Annotated in this window: 12 protein-coding genes and 1 pseudogene; 10 read left to right on the top strand and 3 right to left on the bottom strand. The window is 72.8% G+C overall.

The genetic code is table 11. The annotated features are described in order from the left end of the window. The first annotated feature begins 6 nt into the window (after positions 1-6). Entirely contained in the window at positions 7-1800 is a 1794-nt protein-coding gene (gene ggt, locus ACZ4NT_RS16615) for a gamma-glutamyltransferase (RefSeq protein WP_121406926.1), read from the top strand. A gap of 75 nt (positions 1801-1875) precedes the next feature. On the opposite strand, the pseudogene ACZ4NT_RS16610 reads toward ggt, so the two are convergent. Beyond that, positions 1876-2459 (bottom strand): annotated as a pseudogene (locus ACZ4NT_RS16610) (M24 family metallopeptidase); the annotation flags it as partial. A gap of 71 nt (positions 2460-2530) precedes the next feature. Here ACZ4NT_RS16610 and ACZ4NT_RS16605 point away from each other — a divergent pair. From ACZ4NT_RS16605 to ACZ4NT_RS16565, 9 genes are all read left to right on the top strand, one after another. After that, positions 2531-2782, top strand: coding sequence for a helix-turn-helix domain-containing protein (locus ACZ4NT_RS16605; RefSeq protein ID WP_121406927.1), 252 nt, complete (start codon positions 2531-2533; stop codon positions 2780-2782). A 148-nt stretch (positions 2783-2930) separates the two neighbouring features. Beyond that, entirely contained in the window at positions 2931-4976 is a 2046-nt protein-coding gene (locus ACZ4NT_RS16600) for a hypothetical protein (RefSeq protein WP_467725952.1), read from the top strand. A 170-nt stretch (positions 4977-5146) separates the two neighbouring features. Then, the gene (locus ACZ4NT_RS16595; RefSeq protein ID WP_121406929.1) at positions 5147-5989 is read left to right on the top strand and encodes a nitrilase-related carbon-nitrogen hydrolase; all 843 of its coding nucleotides are present in this window, start codon (positions 5147-5149) and stop codon (positions 5987-5989) included. After that, positions 5986-7269 (top strand): aspartate aminotransferase family protein, encoded by a 1284-nt coding sequence (locus ACZ4NT_RS16590; protein WP_467725950.1) that lies wholly within the window; start codon positions 5986-5988, stop codon positions 7267-7269. The genes ACZ4NT_RS16595 and ACZ4NT_RS16590 overlap by 4 nt, the downstream gene beginning before the upstream one ends. Positions 7270-7425: 156 nt before the next feature. Then, positions 7426-9039: a PucR family transcriptional regulator gene (locus ACZ4NT_RS16585; protein WP_467725948.1), complete on the top strand. Its 1614-nt coding sequence runs from the start codon at positions 7426-7428 to the stop codon at positions 9037-9039. A gap of 101 nt (positions 9040-9140) precedes the next feature. Continuing rightward, positions 9141-9983 (top strand): nitrilase-related carbon-nitrogen hydrolase, encoded by an 843-nt coding sequence (locus tag ACZ4NT_RS16580; protein ID WP_467725946.1) that lies wholly within the window; start codon positions 9141-9143, stop codon positions 9981-9983. Between the two features lie 166 nt (positions 9984-10149). Next, entirely contained in the window at positions 10150-11550 is a 1401-nt protein-coding gene (gene hydA, locus ACZ4NT_RS16575) for a dihydropyrimidinase (protein ID WP_121406938.1), read from the top strand. An 11-nt stretch (positions 11551-11561) separates the two neighbouring features. Continuing rightward, complete coding sequence (locus ACZ4NT_RS16570) at positions 11562-12587, top strand: TIGR03842 family LLM class F420-dependent oxidoreductase (protein WP_121406940.1); 1026 nt, start codon at positions 11562-11564, stop codon at positions 12585-12587. Between the two features lie 158 nt (positions 12588-12745). Continuing rightward, on the top strand, positions 12746-14272 hold the full coding sequence (locus tag ACZ4NT_RS16565; RefSeq protein WP_121406942.1) for an NCS1 family nucleobase:cation symporter-1: 1527 nt from the start codon (positions 12746-12748) through the stop codon (positions 14270-14272). A gap of 30 nt (positions 14273-14302) precedes the next feature. Here ACZ4NT_RS16565 and ACZ4NT_RS16560 read toward each other — a convergent pair whose 3' ends face one another. After that, entirely contained in the window at positions 14303-14965 is a 663-nt protein-coding gene (locus tag ACZ4NT_RS16560; RefSeq protein ID WP_121406944.1) for a hypothetical protein, read from the bottom strand. A 332-nt stretch (positions 14966-15297) separates the two neighbouring features. Then, positions 15298-16302, bottom strand: coding sequence for a carboxymuconolactone decarboxylase family protein (locus ACZ4NT_RS16555; protein ID WP_467725942.1), 1005 nt, complete (start codon positions 16300-16302; stop codon positions 15298-15300). Positions 16303-16336 lie beyond the last annotated feature (34 nt).

Below are 16336 nucleotides of genomic sequence, written 5' to 3'. Positions count from 1 at the left end.
GTACGGATGCGTCGCCCTGTCTCACGGAGTCTGGCGGTCCTGGCGGCTTCGGCCGCGATGGTGTCGGTGGGCGCGGCGGCCCCTCCCTCGGCCCGTGCCGCGGAGAAGGAACCGGTCGCCGTCGGCTACGGCGGCGCGGTCGCGAGCGTCGACGCGGACGCCTCCGCCGCCGGCATCGAAGTGCTGAGGCAGGGCGGCAACGCGGTCGACGCGGCGGTCGCCACGGCGGCGGCACTCGGCGTCACCGAGCCGTACTCGGCGAGCATGGGCGGGGGCGGCTACTTCGTCTACTACGACGCCAAGTCCCGTAGCGTGCACACGATCGACGGCCGTGAGACGGCTCCGCTGACCGCCGACGAGAACCTGTTCGTGGAGGACGGCAAGCCGATCCCGTTCGCGGACGCCGTCACCAGCGGGCTCGGCGTGGGGACACCGGGGACGCCGGCCACCTGGCAGCGGGCGCTGGACAGCTGGGGCAGCAAGCGGCTCGGTTCCCTCCTGAAACCCGCCGAACGGCTGGCCCGGGACGGCTTCACGGTCGACGCGACCTTCCGCTCGCAGACGGAGTCCAACCAGGCGCGCTTCAAGGACTTCCCGGACACGGCCGAGCTGTTCCTGCCGGGCGGAGCGCTGCCGGTGGTGGGGTCGACCTTCAAGAACCCCGATCTGGTGCGCACGTACCAGGAGCTGGGGCGCCGCGGGGTGGACTCGGTCTACCACGGGCGGCTCGGGCGGGAGATCGTGGACACCGTGAACCGTCCGCCGGTGGATCCGGCGTCGGGGCGCGTGGCCCGCCCCGGTGATCTGTCGCTGAAGGACCTGGCGGCGTACGAGGCGAAGAGGCAGGCGCCGACGAGGGCGGCCTACCGCGGTCTGCAGGTCTACTCGATCGCCCCCTCCTCCTCTGGCGGCACCACGGTCGGTGAGGCGTTGAACATCCTGGAGCGGACCGACCTCTCCCGGGCAAGCGAGACCGGGTACCTGCACCGCTACATCGAGGCGAGCCGGATCGCGTTCGCGGACCGGGGGCGCTGGGTGGGCGACCCCGCCTTCGAGGACGTACCGACCCGCGACCTGCTGTCGCAGCGGTACGCGGACTCGCGGGAGTGCCTGATCAAGGACGACGCGGTGCTGACCAGCCCGCTCGCGCCGGGAGACCCGCGCCACCCCGCGGCCTGCTCCGCCGCGGGCGATCCGGCGCCCACGACCTACGAGGGTGAGAACACCACGCATCTGACGGTGGCCGACAAGTGGGGCAACGTCGTCGCCTACACGCTGACCATCGAGCAGACCGGTGGCAGCGGCATCACGGTCCCGGGTCGCGGCTTCCTGCTCAACAACGAGCTGACGGACTTCTCCTTCACCCCGGCGAGCCCGGGCGTCCCCGACCCGAACCTGCCGGGCCCGGGCAAGCGCCCGCGCTCCTCGATCGCCCCGACGATCGTGCTCGACCGGCACGCCAGGCCGGTGGTCGCCCTCGGATCCCCCGGCGGCGCGACCATCATCACCACCGTGCTGCAGACCCTCACCGGGTTCGTCGACCGCGGACTGCCGCTGGTCGACGCCATCGCGGCGCCCCGGGCCAGCCAGCGCAACCAGACCACGACCGAGATCGAACCCGCCCTGTGGGAGAGCCCGTTGAGGGCCCGGCTGGAGTCCCTCGGCCACGCCTTCCGGCAGAATCCGGAGATCGGCGCGGCGACCGGCGTCCAGCGTCTGCCGGACGGCAGGTGGCTCGCGGCGGCGGAGCGGGTGCGCAGGGGCGGTGGTTCGGCGATGGTGGTGCGGCCGTCGCGGTGACGGGCCCGGCAGGAGACGCCGGCCTCGCGACGGGGCCCGACGGGACACGCCGCCCGCCGGGATCCGCCGCGGTCGGCGGGCGGTCAGGACGCGGGGGCCCGCGTCCGTGACGGCCACGGTGTGCTCGGCGTGTGCCGCGCGGGCCGTCCTCGGTGCACAGGGTCCCGCCGCCGGGGGCGGCGTGGAAGCCGTCGGTGCCGCCTGCGATGAGCATCGGTTCGATGGCGAGGACCATGCCGTGCCGGAGGGACAGGCCGTGCCGCGGGCGGCACTCGTTCGGGACCGGCGGATCCTCGTGCATCCGGCGGCCGATGCCCCGGCCGCCGAACCCGTCCGGGAGGCCGTACCCCGCCGCGCGGCACACCGTGCCGACGGAGTGCGCGATGTCGCCGATGCGGTTGCCGACCACCGCCGCCCCGATGCCCGCCGCCGGCGCCCGCTCGGCGGTCTCGACGAGCCGGACGTCGGCGGGCCGCGGGGTGCCCACGACGGAGCTGATCGCCGGTTCGCCCACCCAGCCGCCCGGCTCCGCGGCGAAGTCGATGGAGACCAGGTCGCCGTCGCGCAGCCGCCGGCCGTGCAGCTCCAGGAACACCCACGTCCGCCGCGGCGCGTACCGCCGTCGGCGCGCGGGCCACGACCCGGCCCGCCTCACGCATCGCTCTGTGCCAATTACTGTACCGCTCAGGGTGCCTATTAAAATAACGCCGACCGGTACTAGGATGGGGTCATGGTGCGGACCCCTCTGACCCCCGAAGAGCGCGAACGCGGCGAGCGGCTCGGCCGGTTGCTGCGCGAGGCGCGCGGCGGCCGCAGCATGGCCGACATCGCCGCGCATGCCGGACTCTCCGCTGAGACCCTCCGCAAGATCGAGACCGGTCGCGCCCCGACGCCGGCCTTCTTCACCGTGGCGGCGCTGGCGCGGGTGCTGGGGCTCTCCATGGACGAGATCGCCGGCCAGTGCGTGCTCGCCGTGGTGTGAGGCCGGCGCACGCCGGGGCGCACGCGAGTGTGGCGTGCTCCCGTGAAGTGCGCCGCGTCCCGGTCTGAAAACTCCCCGTAGCCGTCCCGTAACACGGTTGGTGTTCGCTACCGGATCGGAACACTCCAGTCGGGCGGGGAGTCGGATGATGGCCGTAGAACAACTCCCGGGAGAGGTAAGGGAGTTCGCTGCCTTTCTGGACGGACTGCTGACACGTCTGGACCAGGGCGGCGGTTGGTGCGGCGTCTTCTGGCAGCGCGACCCCGATGGCATGCGGGCCTGCCTGGGCGGTCGGGAGGTACCGCCCTGGGACGTCGTGGAGGCACTCCTCCAGGATCTCGCGGTGGAGCACGGCCCCGGACCCGCGGCCCGGGAGGCGGAACGGGCCCGCGTGCTGCACGAAGCCTCGCTCGCCGCGTACGACGCCCGGCCCGGCGGCCGGGACGCCCTCGGCGACCGCCTCGACGTGATGCTCCGCGAGCAGCGCTACGCCGTCGAGCGCCGGGCCGAACTCGGACGGGCGCTGCACGCGGCCACCTCGCGGGAGGAGGCCGACGCGGTCCGTCTCGATCTCGCCTGGGCCCGCGACGACCTCGCCCGCGCCACGGCCCGCTGCGCCGAGCTGCGCCGCCGGATGGACCGGCTGGACCACGTGAACCGGGGCGGCCGCGAGCACGGGGACACGGGGGGCTTCCCGGCCCGTGCCCACGGGGACACGGGGGGCTTCCCGGCCGACGCCCACCGTGACATGGCGGACTTCCCGGCGGACGGGTCCCCGGACAGCGAGGTGGGCGGCTCCCGCGGGATCCAAGGGGCGGCGGAGCCGGAGAGCGCGGCGGGTACCTCCTGGGACGCGTTCGCGCCGACGCCGGACCGGTGGGTCGGGCCCGCCCCGACGGGCGCCGATGAGGACCGGATGCGTGAGGCCGAGGCCTACCCCGGTCGCGTGCGCGGCGCCGACACCTACCCCGGTCCGGGCGCCGACTCGTACGGTGACCCGGTGCGCGGCGCCCGCCCGGCTCAAGGTGCCGGTGCCTACGGCGAACCGGCGCGTGGCGCCGCCGCCCATGACGGCCGGGGGAGCGGCATCGCCGGCTACGACGGGGCGGGTCTCGGCGCCGATGGTGGTCGCCACGCCGACTTCTACGGGGGCGCGGCTCAGGGCGGCGGCGCGTACGGCGAACCGGCGCGCGGCGCCGACACCCATGACGGCCGGGGGAGCGGCACCGGCGGCCGCGGGGGTCGGGTCGGTGCCACCGGTGCCCCGGGCGACGCGGTGGGCGAGGCCACCGGGCACGGGGGCCTCCACGCCGCTCACCCCGGCACGGCCCGGTCCGACGTCCACCCCGCTCACCCCGGTGCCTCCGGCCCCCGTACCCCCGACACGCCGGATCCCGGTGCTGCCGGGGACGTCGAGCGCACCGGTCCGACCGCCGGGGCCGCGACCCCGGCCGGCGCGGTCCCGCGGCAGCGTGCCAAGCGCCGTCCGCGCGGCGGCGCCCGGTTCGCCGGGATGGTGGAGGCGGAGACCCCGGTGGACGCCCCCGCCGCGGCGCCCGCCGTCCCCGCGCCACCCGCCCGGGGCCGTACACCCCGCGGCGCACGCTTCGCGGGAGCCGCCGAGGAGACCGCGCGCCCCCAGCCCCGCAGGGAGCCGCTGGACGACGCGGCGCGCCGGGACGTCGTGGAGACCGTCGGGACCCTGGTGCGGCTGCGCGGCGAGGGCCGCAGCGGTGAGGCGCACGCCCTGCTCGTCGAGGCCGCCCACTGGCCCGCCGCCCGCTTCCCGCTGCTCGCCGCCGAGCTGCACCGTGCGGGCCTGGACGCCGACTGGGCCACCCTGTTGTGGGAGGCGGCCTCGCTGCCCGCCGACCGGCTGGTCGCCGCGGCGGACGCGCTGGTCGCGGCGGGCCGCGTCGCGGACGGCCGGCAGATGCTGCGTCAGGGCGTCGCCCGGCCCGCACCGGAGATAGGGACCGCCGTACTGGACCTCGACACGAAGGGGTGCCACCGCGATGTCCGCGCGCTCCTCGACGCCTATGTGCGCGTCCGTACGCCCGAGGAAGCCGCCCGCAGCGTGGCGGCGGACCCGCCGCGGCTCGTCCCCCTCCTGCTGGAGGCCGCCCGCGGCGTCTCCGAGGAGCGCCACTGGGACCTCGTCCACGCTCTCCGGGTCGCCGGGTTCGCCGCCTGAAGCAGCCCCGTGCGGCCCGGCGCTCACCCACAGGAGTGTGAAACAAGATCGACTCAGCGGGTTAACGACGATGGTCTTGGCAAGGCCGCTGCGGAGGCTTACTTTCAAGCCTCTACGGCCTTTGTCTACGGGCGTAGAGGCTCTCTGACGTCCCGTCGAAGGAGCATCTCATGGCCAACGTCGTACGCGCCGCCCTGGTCCAGGCCACCTGGACCGGCGACACCGCATCCATGATCGCCAAACACGAGGAACACGCGCGCGAGGCGGCCCGCCGGGGCGCGAAGGTCATCGGATTCCAGGAAGTGTTCAACGCGCCCTACTTCTGCCAGGTGCAGGAGCCGGAGCACTACCGCTGGGCCGAGCCGGTGCCGGACGGCCCGACCGTCCGCCGCATGCAGGACCTCGCGCGGGAGACCGGCATGGTCGTCGTCGTGCCGGTCTTCGAGGTGGAGCAGTCCGGCTTCTACTACAACACCGCCGCCGTGATCGACGCCGACGGCAGCTACCTCGGGAAGTACCGCAAGCACCACATCCCGCAGGTCAAGGGTTTCTGGGAGAAGTACTACTTCAAGCCGGGGAACCTCGGCTGGCCCGTCTTCGACACCGCGGTCGGCAGGGTCGGCGTCTACATCTGCTACGACCGCCACTTCCCGGAGGGCTGGCGCCAGCTCGGCCTCAACGGCGCCCAGCTGGTCTACAACCCCTCCGCCACCCACCGCGGCCTGTCCTCGCACCTGTGGCAGCTGGAACAGCCCGCCGCGGCCGTCGCGAACGAGTACTTCATCGCCGCGATCAACCGGGTCGGCATCGAGGAGTACGGCGACAACGACTTCTACGGGACCTCGTACTTCGTCGACCCGCGCGGACAGTTCGTGGGGGACACGGCGAGCGACAAGACCGAGGAACTCCTCGTCCGCGACCTCGACTTCGATCTGATCGAGGACGTACGGCAGCAGTGGGCGTTCTACCGCGACCGCCGCCCGGACGCGTACGAGGGGCTGGTGCAGCCGTGAGCGACCTGTACGCACGGCACCGGGCCGTCCTGCCCGACTGGCTCGCGCTCTACTATGCCGACCCCCTGGAGATCACCCACGGCGAGGGCCGGCACGTCTGGGACGCGGACGGCAACAAGTACCTCGACTTCTTCGGCGGCATCCTCACCACGATGACGGCGCACGCCCTGCCCGAGGTGACCAAGGCGGTCAGCGAGCAGGCCGGGCGGATCATCCACTCGTCGACCCTGTACCTGAACCGCCCGATGGTCGAACTCGCCGAGCGCATCGCCCAGTTGTCCGGTATCCCGGACGCCCGTGTCTTCTTCACCACCTCCGGCACCGAGGCCAACGACACCGCGCTCCTGCTCGCCACGACGTACCGGCGGAGCAACCAGATACTGGCGATGCGCAACAGCTACCACGGCCGGTCCTTCAGCGCGGTCGGCATCACCGGCAACAAGGGCTGGTCGCCGACCTCGCTGTCCCCGCTCCAGACGCTGTACGTCCACGGCGGCGTCCGCACCCGCGGCCCGTACGCCGAGCTGAGCGACGCCGAGTTCATCGCGGCCTGCGTGGCCGACCTGAAGGACCTCCTCGGCCACGTCCGCGCGCCCGCCGCCCTGATCGCCGAACCCGTCCAGGGCGTCGGCGGCTTCACGGCGCCCCCCGACGGCCTGTACGCCGCCTTCCGCGAGGTGCTCGCCGAACACGGCATCCTCTGGATCGCCGACGAGGTGCAGACCGGCTGGGGCCGCACGGGCGAGCACTTCTGGGGCTGGCAGGCGCACGCCGCGTCCGGCCCGCCCGACATGCTCACCTTCGCCAAGGGCATCGGCAACGGCATGTCCATCGGCGGTGTCGTCGCCCGCGCCGAGATCATGAACTGCCTGGACTCCAACAGCATTTCGACCTTCGGCGGCTCGCCGGTCACGATGGCGGCGGGCCTCGCGAACCTCACCTACCTCCTGGAGCACGACCTCCAGGGCAACGCCCGGCGGGTCGGCGGCCTGCTCATCGAGCGGCTGCGGGCCGTCGCCGCCCAGGTGCCGGAGGTACGGGAGGTGCGCGGGCGCGGGCTGATGATCGGCGTCGAACTCGTCAAGCCGGGCACCGGCGAGGCGAACCCGGACGCCGCCGCGGCGGTGCTCGAAGCGGCCCGCAGGGGAGGCCTCCTGATCGGCAAGGGCGGCGGGCACGACACCAGCGTGCTCCGCATCGCCCCTCCGCTGTCGCTGACCGTCGCCGAGGCGGAGGAGGGCGCCGCCGTCCTGGACCGGGCGCTGAGGAGCGCGCTGTAGCGGTGAACGGCCGTGCGGGGCGGTGAGCCCGGGACGCGCGCCCGTGCCGAGGGGGTGAGCGGGTGCGGGCCCCCGAGGGGCCGGCGCGCGGTCGCTCCGCGTACGGGCCCCGCGCCCCGCAGGCGCACCGAGCCACAGGAGAAGGGGAACGCCAGAATGACCACCGCCCTCGCACCCGCCCTGTCGGTCCGTCAGGTCCTGCACCTGGACCGGGTGCTCGCGGGAGAACCCGAGGTGGTGGCCGGCGCGGGCCACCTCGACCGGCCGGTGCGCTGGGTGCACGTCGCCGAGGCGCCCGACGTCGGAGTGATGCTCACCGGCGGCGAGATGGTGCTGACGACCGGGGTCCTGCTGGCCGGAGACCCGGACGCGCAGGCCGAGTACGTCCGCTCCCTGCACCGGGCGGAGGCCGCGGCCGTCGTCCTGGGACTCGGCCGGGCCTTTCCCGCCCCGCCCGACGTGATGCGCCGGGCCGCCGAACGGTGCGGACTGCCGATGGTGGTGCTCCATCGTCCCTTCCCCTTCGCCGAGTTGACGGAGGAGGTGCAGTCCCGGCTGGTGCGGCAGAAGTTCGCGGCCGTGAGCCTCTCCGAGGCCGTGCGCACGGCGCTCACCGGGCTCATCACGGCGGGCGCGCCCCTGCAGCGGCTGCTCGACGAGATCGCCGTGCACGCCGCCTGTCCCGTCGTCGTCACCAACCTCGCCCACCGGGTGCTCGCCACGGCCGGCGAGCGTTCGGCCGTCGACGACGTGCTGCGCGACTGGGAGCGCATCGCCCGGCAGGCGGGCGGCCGTGAGGGCGACGGCTGGATCCGCGCCGAGCTGGGCGGGCGCGGGGAGCACTGGGGGCGGCTCGTGCTGTGCGGGTACCGCGGCGACACGGCGACCGGACGGCTGCTCGCCGACCGGGGGACCGAGGCCCTGGTCCTGCACCGGATGCTGGGCGGCGCCGCGCACTCCTGGGAGGAGCAGTCCGCACAGAGCCTGCTGACCGACCTGGTGAGCGGTGTCGTACCCGCACGGCAGCTGCTCCCGCGGGCCCGGGCCGCCGGACTCCCCGTCAACCGGCGGACGTTCGTGCCCCTGGTGGTGCGCGACGGCGAACCGGACCGGCTCGACCGCGTCCTGCGGCTCCTGGGACTCCCCGGGCTGGTCGCCGAGCTGGCCGACGGTGCCACCGCCGTCCTGCTGAGCCTGGCCCGCGACCAGGACGCGCAGGCGCTGGCGGCCCACTTCGCCGTCCGGCTGCGCACCGAGGGGGAGGGGCCCGCGACGGTCGTCGCCGCGGCCGATCCCCGGACCGCTTGGGACGAGGTGCCCGCCGGTCTGCGCGAGGCGCGGCACGTGGCGGACGCCGTCGCCGAGACCCCCGCGGGACTCGGTCTGCCGGCCGTGGTGCGGCTGCGGGACGTCCATCTGCGCGGCCTGGTGCGGCTGTTGCGGGACGACCCGCACGTGCAGTCCTTCGCGGAGCGGGAGCTGGACGGGCTGCTGTGCGGGCCGGACGCGGAGGCGGAGCTGCTGCCGGTCCTGCGGACCTATCTCGCCACCGGCCGCAACAAGTCGCGCACGGCGCAGCTGCACCACGTCAGCCGGCCCGCGCTGTACCGGCGGCTGGAGGCGATACAGGCCCGGCTCGGCGTCGACCTCGACGACTTCGAACAGGCCGCGTCCGTGCACATCGCGCTCCTCGCGCACGACGCGCAACAACACCGCAACACACCAGGACGTGGGAAAACGGTGGTGGAACATGGACCGACTCCGGGGTGACACCGTGCAACGCCGCACGCCCGCGGACGTGACACGGTGCACCTCAACGCCCTCCGCGGCACTTCCTAGGCTCGGCGCACACCGAGCGACCGGAGGTCCCGATGAGCCGAGTGATCCGCGCCGCCGTCTTCCAGACCGCCTGGACCGGCGACAAGGAGTCGATGATCCAGGTCCACGAGCAGGCGGCCCGCGACGCGGCCGCGCAGGGCGCCCAAGTCCTGTGCTTCCAGGAGCTGTTCTACGGCCCGTACTTCTGCCAGGTCCAGGACAGGGCCTTCTACGCGTATGCCGAGCAGATCCCCGAGGGCCCGATCGTCCGGCGCTTCCAGGCGCTGGCCGCGGACCTGGGCCTGGTCCTCGTCCTGCCGATGTACGAGGAGGAGCAGCCCGGCGTCCTCTACAACACCGCGGCCGTGATCGACGCCGACGGTTCCTACCTCGGCAAGTACCGCAAGACCCACATCCCGCAGGTGGAGGGCTTCTGGGAGAAGTTCTACTTCCGCCCGGGCAACAGCGGATGGCCCGTCTTCGACACGGCCGTCGGCAAGGTCGGCGTGTACATCTGCTACGACCGGCACTTCCCGGAGGGCTGGCGGGCGCTGGGCCTCGCGGGCGCCGAGATCGTCTTCAACCCGTCGGCCACGTCGCGCGGTCTGTCCGGCTACCTCTGGCAGTTGGAACAGCCCGCGGCGGCCGTCGCCAACGAGTACTTCGTGGGCGCGATCAACCGGGTCGGTGCCGAGGAGTACGGGGACAACGACTTCTACGGCACCTCGTACTTCGTGGACCCGGAGGCCCAGTTCGTCGGCGAGGTGGCGAGCGACAAGGAGACCGAGCTCGTCGTCCGCGACCTGGACCTGGCCAGGCTCCGCGAGGTGCGGGACCGCTGGCAGTTCTACCGCGACCGGGCACCGGGCGCCTACACGCCCCTGACCGCTCCCTAGCCGGCGCGCGGCCCGCGGGTCCGGCGGACGGCGGGCCGGGCCCGCGGCACCGCGCTCCCGGCCCGGACGGAGCGCCGACCCCACCGACCAGCAGCAGCCGTATCGCCTCAGTGCACGCGGGCCCGGCGGACCGGGCGCACGCGAGCGAACCGGAAGGAGAGGGAGCATGAGCCGTACCGTCATCCGCGGTGGTCTCGTCATCACCGCGTCCGACGAGATTCTCGCCGACGTCCTGATCGAGGACGGACGCGTCGTCGCCCTGGCCGCGTCGGGCACCCCGGCCGCCGAGGCGTGGACGGCCGAGCGGTTGATCGACGCCGCCGGCAAGTACGTGATCCCGGGCGGCGTCGACGCCCACACCCACATGGAGCTGCCCTTCGGCGGGACGTTCGCCTCCGACTCCTTCGAGACCGGCACCCGGGCCGCCGCCTGGGGCGGCACCACCACGATCATCGACTTCGCCGTGCAGAGCGTCGGCCACTCGCTGCGCGAGGGGCTGGACGCCTGGAACGCCAAGGCCGACGGCAAGTGCGCCGTCGACTACGGCTTCCACATGATCGTCTCCGACGTGAACCAGGACACGCTCAAGGAGATGGACCTGCTGGTCGAGGAGGGCGTCACCTCCTTCAAGCAGTTCATGGCCTACCCGGGCGTCTTCTACAGCGACGACGGCCAGATCCTGCGCGCCATGCAGCGCTCCGCCGAGAACGGCGGACTGATCATGATGCACGCCGAGAACGGCATCGCGATCGACGTCCTCGTCGAGCAGGCGCTGGCCCGCGGTGAGACCGACCCCCGCTACCACGGCGAGGTGCGCAAGGCCCTCCTGGAGGCGGAGGCCACGCATCGCGCCATCAAGCTCGCGCAGGTCGCCGGCGCACCGCTGTACGTCGTGCACGTCTCCGCGCAGGAGGCGGTCGCCGAACTGGCGCGGGCCCGCGACGAGGGGCTGAACGTCTTCGGCGAGACCTGTCCGCAGTACCTGTTCCTGTCCACCGACAACCTCGCCGAGCCCGGCTTCGAGGGTGCCAAGTACGTGTGCTCCACTCCGTTGCGGCCCCGGGAGCACCAGGCCGCCCTGTGGCGCGGACTGCGGACGAACGACCTCCAGGTCGTCTCCACCGACCACTGCCCCTTCTGCTTCACCGGCCAGAAGGACCTCGGCCGCGGTGACTTCTCGAAGATCCCCAACGGCCTGCCGGGCGTCGAGAACCGCATGGACCTGCTCCACCAGGCCGTCGTCGACGGGCACATCTCGCGCCGCCGCTGGATCGAGATCGCCTGCGCCACCCCGGCCCGGATGTTCGGCCTGTATCCGAAGAAGGGCACCATCGCGCCCGGCGCCGACGCCGACATCGTCATCTACGACCCGCACGCCGAGCAGGTGATGTCCGCCGAGACGCACCACATGAACGTCGACTACTCGGCCTACGAGGGCAAGCACGTCACCGGACGGGTGGAGACGGTGCTCTCGCGCGGCGAACTCGTCATCTCCGAGCGGGAGTTCACCGGACGTGCCGGGCACGGCGTCTACACCCCCCGCTCCACCTGTCAGTACCTGAACTAGGAGTGGCGCACATGGACTTCGGACTCGTCCTGCAGACCGACCCGCCCGCCTCACGGGTCGTCAGCCTGATGAAGCGTGCGGAGCGCAACGGCTTCAGCCACGGCTGGACCTTCGACTCGGCCGTGCTGTGGCAGGAACCCTTCGTCATCTACAGCCAGATCCTCGCCAACACCGAGCGGCTCACGGTCGGCCCGATGGTCACCAACCCCGGCACCCGCACCTGGGAGGTCACCGCCTCCACCTTCGCCACCCTCAACGACATGTACGGCAACCGCACGGTGTGCGGCATCGGCCGCGGCGACTCGGCGATGCGGGTCGCCGGGCGCAAGCCCAACACCCTGGCCCGTATCAGCGGGGCCATGAAGGTCATCCGGGCCCTCGGCCGGGGCGACGAGGCCGACCTCGGCGGTACCGTCGTCCGCTTCCCCTGGGTAGGGCCCGGTGCCGAACTCCCGGTGTGGATGGCCGCGTACGGCCCCAAGGCCCTGAAGATGACGGGTGAGGAGGCCGACGGCTTCATCCTCCAGCTCGCCGACCTCTATCTGGCCGAGTACATGATCAAGGCCGTGAAGCAGGCCGCCGCCGACGCCGGCCGCGACCCGTCCGAGGTGAAGGTCTGCGTCGCCGCGCCGGCGTACGTCACCGAGGACGACTCGCCGGAGGCGCTCGCCCACGCGCGTGAGCAGTGCCGGTGGTTCGGGGGCATGGTCGGCAATCACGTCGCCGACCTGGTCTCCAAGTACGGCGACCACTCGGGCGTGGTCCCGGACGAACTCACCGCCTACATCAAGGCCCGTGAGGGCTACGACTACGCGCACCACGGGCGCAGCGGCAACCCCGACACCGCGTTCGTGCCGGACGAGATCGTCGACCGGTTCTGCCTGATCGGGCCGGTCGAGAAGCACATCGAGAAGCTGGGCGCGCTGCGCGGCCTCGGGGTCGACCAGTTCGCCCTGTACGACATGCACGACGCACAGGAAGCCGTCATCGACACCTACGGGACGCAGGTCATCCCGGTCGTCAACGGCACCCGCTAGTTCCGGCGGCCCGCCGGTCCCGGACAGGGGCCGGTGCCGTCCCTCTCCGGTCTCCCCCTTCCCGCCGTTCCGGGAAGGGGGCCCAGGGCGCTCCCGCGCACCTCCCACGCGACACCCGCACGGCCTTTCCCGACACTCCTCACTTGATTGGCCTGCTCATGACCGAGACCGTCCCCACCGACAGCCCGCCACCCGCCCAAGTCACCCTCGCCGACGGCCGGGTGGAGATCGCACCCGGCGCTCCCCGGCCGACCGGGCCCTACGCCAACGAGGACCTGCTGCCGGTCCCGGTCGAGAAGCGCACCTGGACCACGTACAACTTCTCGGCGCTCTGGGTCGGCATGGCCCACAACACCGCCTCCTGGACCCTGGCCTCCGGGCTGATAGCCGTCGGCATGGACTGGAAGCAGGCCGTCCTCACCATCGCCCTGGCCAACCTGATCGTGCTGGTCCCGATGCTGCTCACCGGGCACGCGGGACCCAAGTACGGCATACCCTTCCCGGTGTTCGCCCGCGCCTCCTTCGGCATCCGGGGCGCCAACCTGCCCGCCGTCGTACGCGCGTTGGTGGCCTGCGGCTGGTTCGGGATCCAGACCTGGATCGGCGGCGAGGCGATCTACTTCCTCGCCGGCAAACTCTTCGGCGACGGCTGGGCGGACGCATCGAGGATCGGCGGCCATGCCTGGACCATGTGGCTGTCCTTCGCCCTCTTCTGGGTCCTCCAGGTCGCCATCATCCACCGCGGCATGGAGACGATCCGCCGGTTCGAGAACTGGGCCGCGCCGTTCGTCCTCGTCGGCGCCGGCGTGATGCTGTGGTGGATGAGCAGCAAGGCCGGCGGCTTCGGGCCGCTGCTCGACCAGCCGTCCCGGCTGGGCTGGGGCCCGGACTTCTGGAAGCTGTTCGCACCCGCCCTGATGGGCATGATCGGCTTCTGGTCGACGCTGTCGCTGAACATCCCGGACTTCACCCGCTACGGCCGGAGCCAGCGCGCCCAGACCTGGGGCCAGGCGCTCGGCCTGCCCACCACCATGACGCTGTTCGCGTTCCTCTCCGTCATGGTCACCTCGGGCTCCCAGGCCGTGTACGGCGAGGCGGTGTGGGACCCGGTCCAGCTGGCCGCCAAGACCGACAACGTCTTCGGCCTCCTCTTCGCGCTGGTCACGGTGCTGGTCGCGACCCTGTCCGTGAACGTCGCCGCCAACCTGGTCTCGCCTGCCTTCGACTTCTCCAACGTCGCGCCCAGGAAGATCGGTTTCCGCACCGGGGCACTGATCACCTGCGTGCTCGGTGTGCTCATCCTCCCGTGGAAGCTGTACGCCGACCCGCAGGGCTACATCTTCACCTGGCTCGGTCTGGTCGGCGGTCTGCTGGGCACGGTCGCCGGCATCCTCATCGCCGACTACTGGATCCTGCGCCGTACGGAACTCGACCTCGCGGACCTGTACCGGCCGGGCGGACGCTACTGGTACGACGGCGGCTGGAACTGGCGGGCCGTCGTCGCCTTCGCCACCGGCGGCCTCCTCGCCGTCGGCGGCGCGGACTTCCATCCGCTCGTCGACGGCCGCCCCGTCCCGGCGCTGGAGTCGCTCGCCGACTACGGCTGGGCGGTGGGGCTCGGTACGTCGATGGTGCTCTACCTGGTGCTCATGACGCTGCGCGGGCGGCGGTCCGAGAGCGCCTGAACGGGGCGGCGGGCCGCGCCGGAGCCGGCTCTAGCGAGCGGCCTCCAGCGCGGCCACCGCCTCCTTCGCGGCCTTGATGGCGCCCTTGTTGATCTCGTCCGTGCCGGGCGCCTTCTTCGTCTCGAAGTCACTGCCGTTGTAGGTGACGATCACCAGCGCGTTGGACGCGCGGGCGACCACCACGCCCTCGCGCGTCTGCTGTTTGTCCTTGGTCGTCAGGTTCACCACGGAGTAGGCCGCATCCGCGAGTCCGGGGACCGCTCCGCCGCCGCTCTTCTCCGTCGTGCGCTGCTTGAAGGCGTTCTCGGCCACCTGATCCGACCTCTTGATCTCGAACGAGACGTCGAGCCAGCGGTAGTCGAAGTCCTCCAGCGCGTTCCAGGAGCAGGTGCGCCGCACGGACTTGTCCGTCGAGGCGATCTCCTGCCCGGCCGTCTTGGCCCCCGGGACGAGCGACTTGACGGTCTTCTCGCCCACCCCGTCGCAGGGTGCGGGCGAGACGGTGAACGTCTTGGACGCCGCCTGGGTCGAGGGCGCGGACGCCGTGCCGGCGGCGGTCTTCGGCGCCGGCTCGTGGTCGGCGGTGGGGGTCGCGGCCAGCGGACCGGACGTCAGGGCCCAGCCGGCCGAGGCGAGCACGGCGACGGGTAGCAGACGCGCGGTGAGAGCGAGCGGCAGAGGAAGAGAACGCACGGCGCACTTCTCGTGGGGGACGGTGCGGAAGGAGTCCGCACTGCGGGCGGGACGACAGTGTCACATGACTCACTGTGAGGCGGAAGGGTGAACTCGCTCCGTGCCTGCGCGGTGACAGTGACGCATGCTCGACGCACCGTGGTTCACCCAGGTCGCACCACCGTCACCGGCCGCACCGCCGCCTCGTCCGGACTCCGCGTCCGTGCGAAGGCGGCCGGGACCAGGGGACCGGATGAAGTCCGCGGTCCCGGCTGCGTACCCGGGCAACACCGTGCGAACACGGGCAGGATGGAACAAATGGGTCGCGCGCGCCCGGGGCCGGCGGTCCGCGGTCAGGCGATCTCCTCGCGGGTGCGCAGCGGCAGTTCGCGCTCGATGCGATCGACGGCGGCGAACGCCCCGTAGGCGATCAGCCGGACCAGGCACCGGTCGGTGTACGGCGGCCGCTTCCAGGCCGCCACGTCCTCGTCGGCGATGCGGTACGGCGCCAGCGCGGCGAGTACCGCGAGGCGAGCGCCGGGACGGTCCGCGCGGTCGGGCAACCGGGGCCACGCCAGCGGTGGATGCGTGCCGTCCCAGGACTCGACCGCCTCCCGTACGACGGCGTGGTCCTCCTCGGTCAGCAGCCCGGCGCCCGCGGCCGCCGCCGCCCGCAGGGCCGCGTAGGCCGGGCCGACCGTCGTCCCCGCCGCCCACGCGGGTCCGGGTTCCCGCGCGTCGAGGAGCGGGAGCGCGGCACCCGGCGCCATGTCCCGGCGCACCGTCCTGGACACCGAGCGGCCCACCAGACTGCGCACCGCCCGGAAGCGCTGGGCGTTGCCGGGGAGCAGGTTCTCGGTCAGCAGGGACGACACGATGCGGTTGATGAAATGGAACGAGAGAGCCGTGCCCACGTACGCGGCCGTGTGCCCGGCCGGGAACGGGAGCGCCGAGACGTCCGGATTGCCCGGCACGCGGGTCGCCTCGCCCCAGGCCAGCACCCGCGCGTGCGCGTCGTCCCGCGGGGGCCTGCCGTGTGCCAGGCGCTCCGCGAGGGCGTGGTCACCGGTGGCGTGCAGCAGCGTGGTGTGCGCGTCCACGCAGAACGGGCACCTGTTGGCACGCGACACCCCGAACGCGGCCAGTTCCTTCCCGGTGCGGCTGCCCTCGCCCGCGATCAGCGACTCGCGCATCAACGCCCAGGCCGCGGCCAGGAGTTCGGGGGCGGGGGACAGGACGACGAACGTCGGGGGGTTGTCGATGCCGAAGTCCTGGGCCAGTTGTCGGTAGACCGTCGCGGTGCGACCGGTGGCCGACCGGGGCGGCACGGGTTCGGTGTAACGGAAGGGTGAGGTCATACGGCAACCCTGGCCCGGGGCGGTGACCTCGCGC

The organism is Streptomyces sp. NPDC026417, assembly GCF_055567695.1.
Note: the sequence above shows the minus strand (reverse complement) of the source record. Positions and strands in the feature narration are given on the sequence as shown.

Coding starts and splice junctions, on each gene's coding strand:
- ggt (WP_121406926.1), top strand. CDS start 7: ATGCGTCGCCCTGTCTCACGGAGTCTGGCGGTCCTGGCGGCTTCGGCC.
- ACZ4NT_RS16605 (WP_121406927.1), top strand. CDS start 2,531: ATGGTGCGGACCCCTCTGACCCCCGAAGAGCGCGAACGCGGCGAGCGG.
- ACZ4NT_RS16600 (WP_467725952.1), top strand. CDS start 2,931: ATGGCCGTAGAACAACTCCCGGGAGAGGTAAGGGAGTTCGCTGCCTTT.
- ACZ4NT_RS16595 (WP_121406929.1), top strand. CDS start 5,147: ATGGCCAACGTCGTACGCGCCGCCCTGGTCCAGGCCACCTGGACCGGC.
- ACZ4NT_RS16585 (WP_467725948.1), top strand. CDS start 7,426: ATGACCACCGCCCTCGCACCCGCCCTGTCGGTCCGTCAGGTCCTGCAC.
- ACZ4NT_RS16580 (WP_467725946.1), top strand. CDS start 9,141: ATGAGCCGAGTGATCCGCGCCGCCGTCTTCCAGACCGCCTGGACCGGC.
- hydA (WP_121406938.1), top strand. CDS start 10,150: ATGAGCCGTACCGTCATCCGCGGTGGTCTCGTCATCACCGCGTCCGAC.
- ACZ4NT_RS16570 (WP_121406940.1), top strand. CDS start 11,562: ATGGACTTCGGACTCGTCCTGCAGACCGACCCGCCCGCCTCACGGGTC.
- ACZ4NT_RS16565 (WP_121406942.1), top strand. CDS start 12,746: ATGACCGAGACCGTCCCCACCGACAGCCCGCCACCCGCCCAAGTCACC.
- ACZ4NT_RS16555 (WP_467725942.1), bottom strand. CDS start 16,302: ATGACCTCACCCTTCCGTTACACCGAACCCGTGCCGCCCCGGTCGGCC.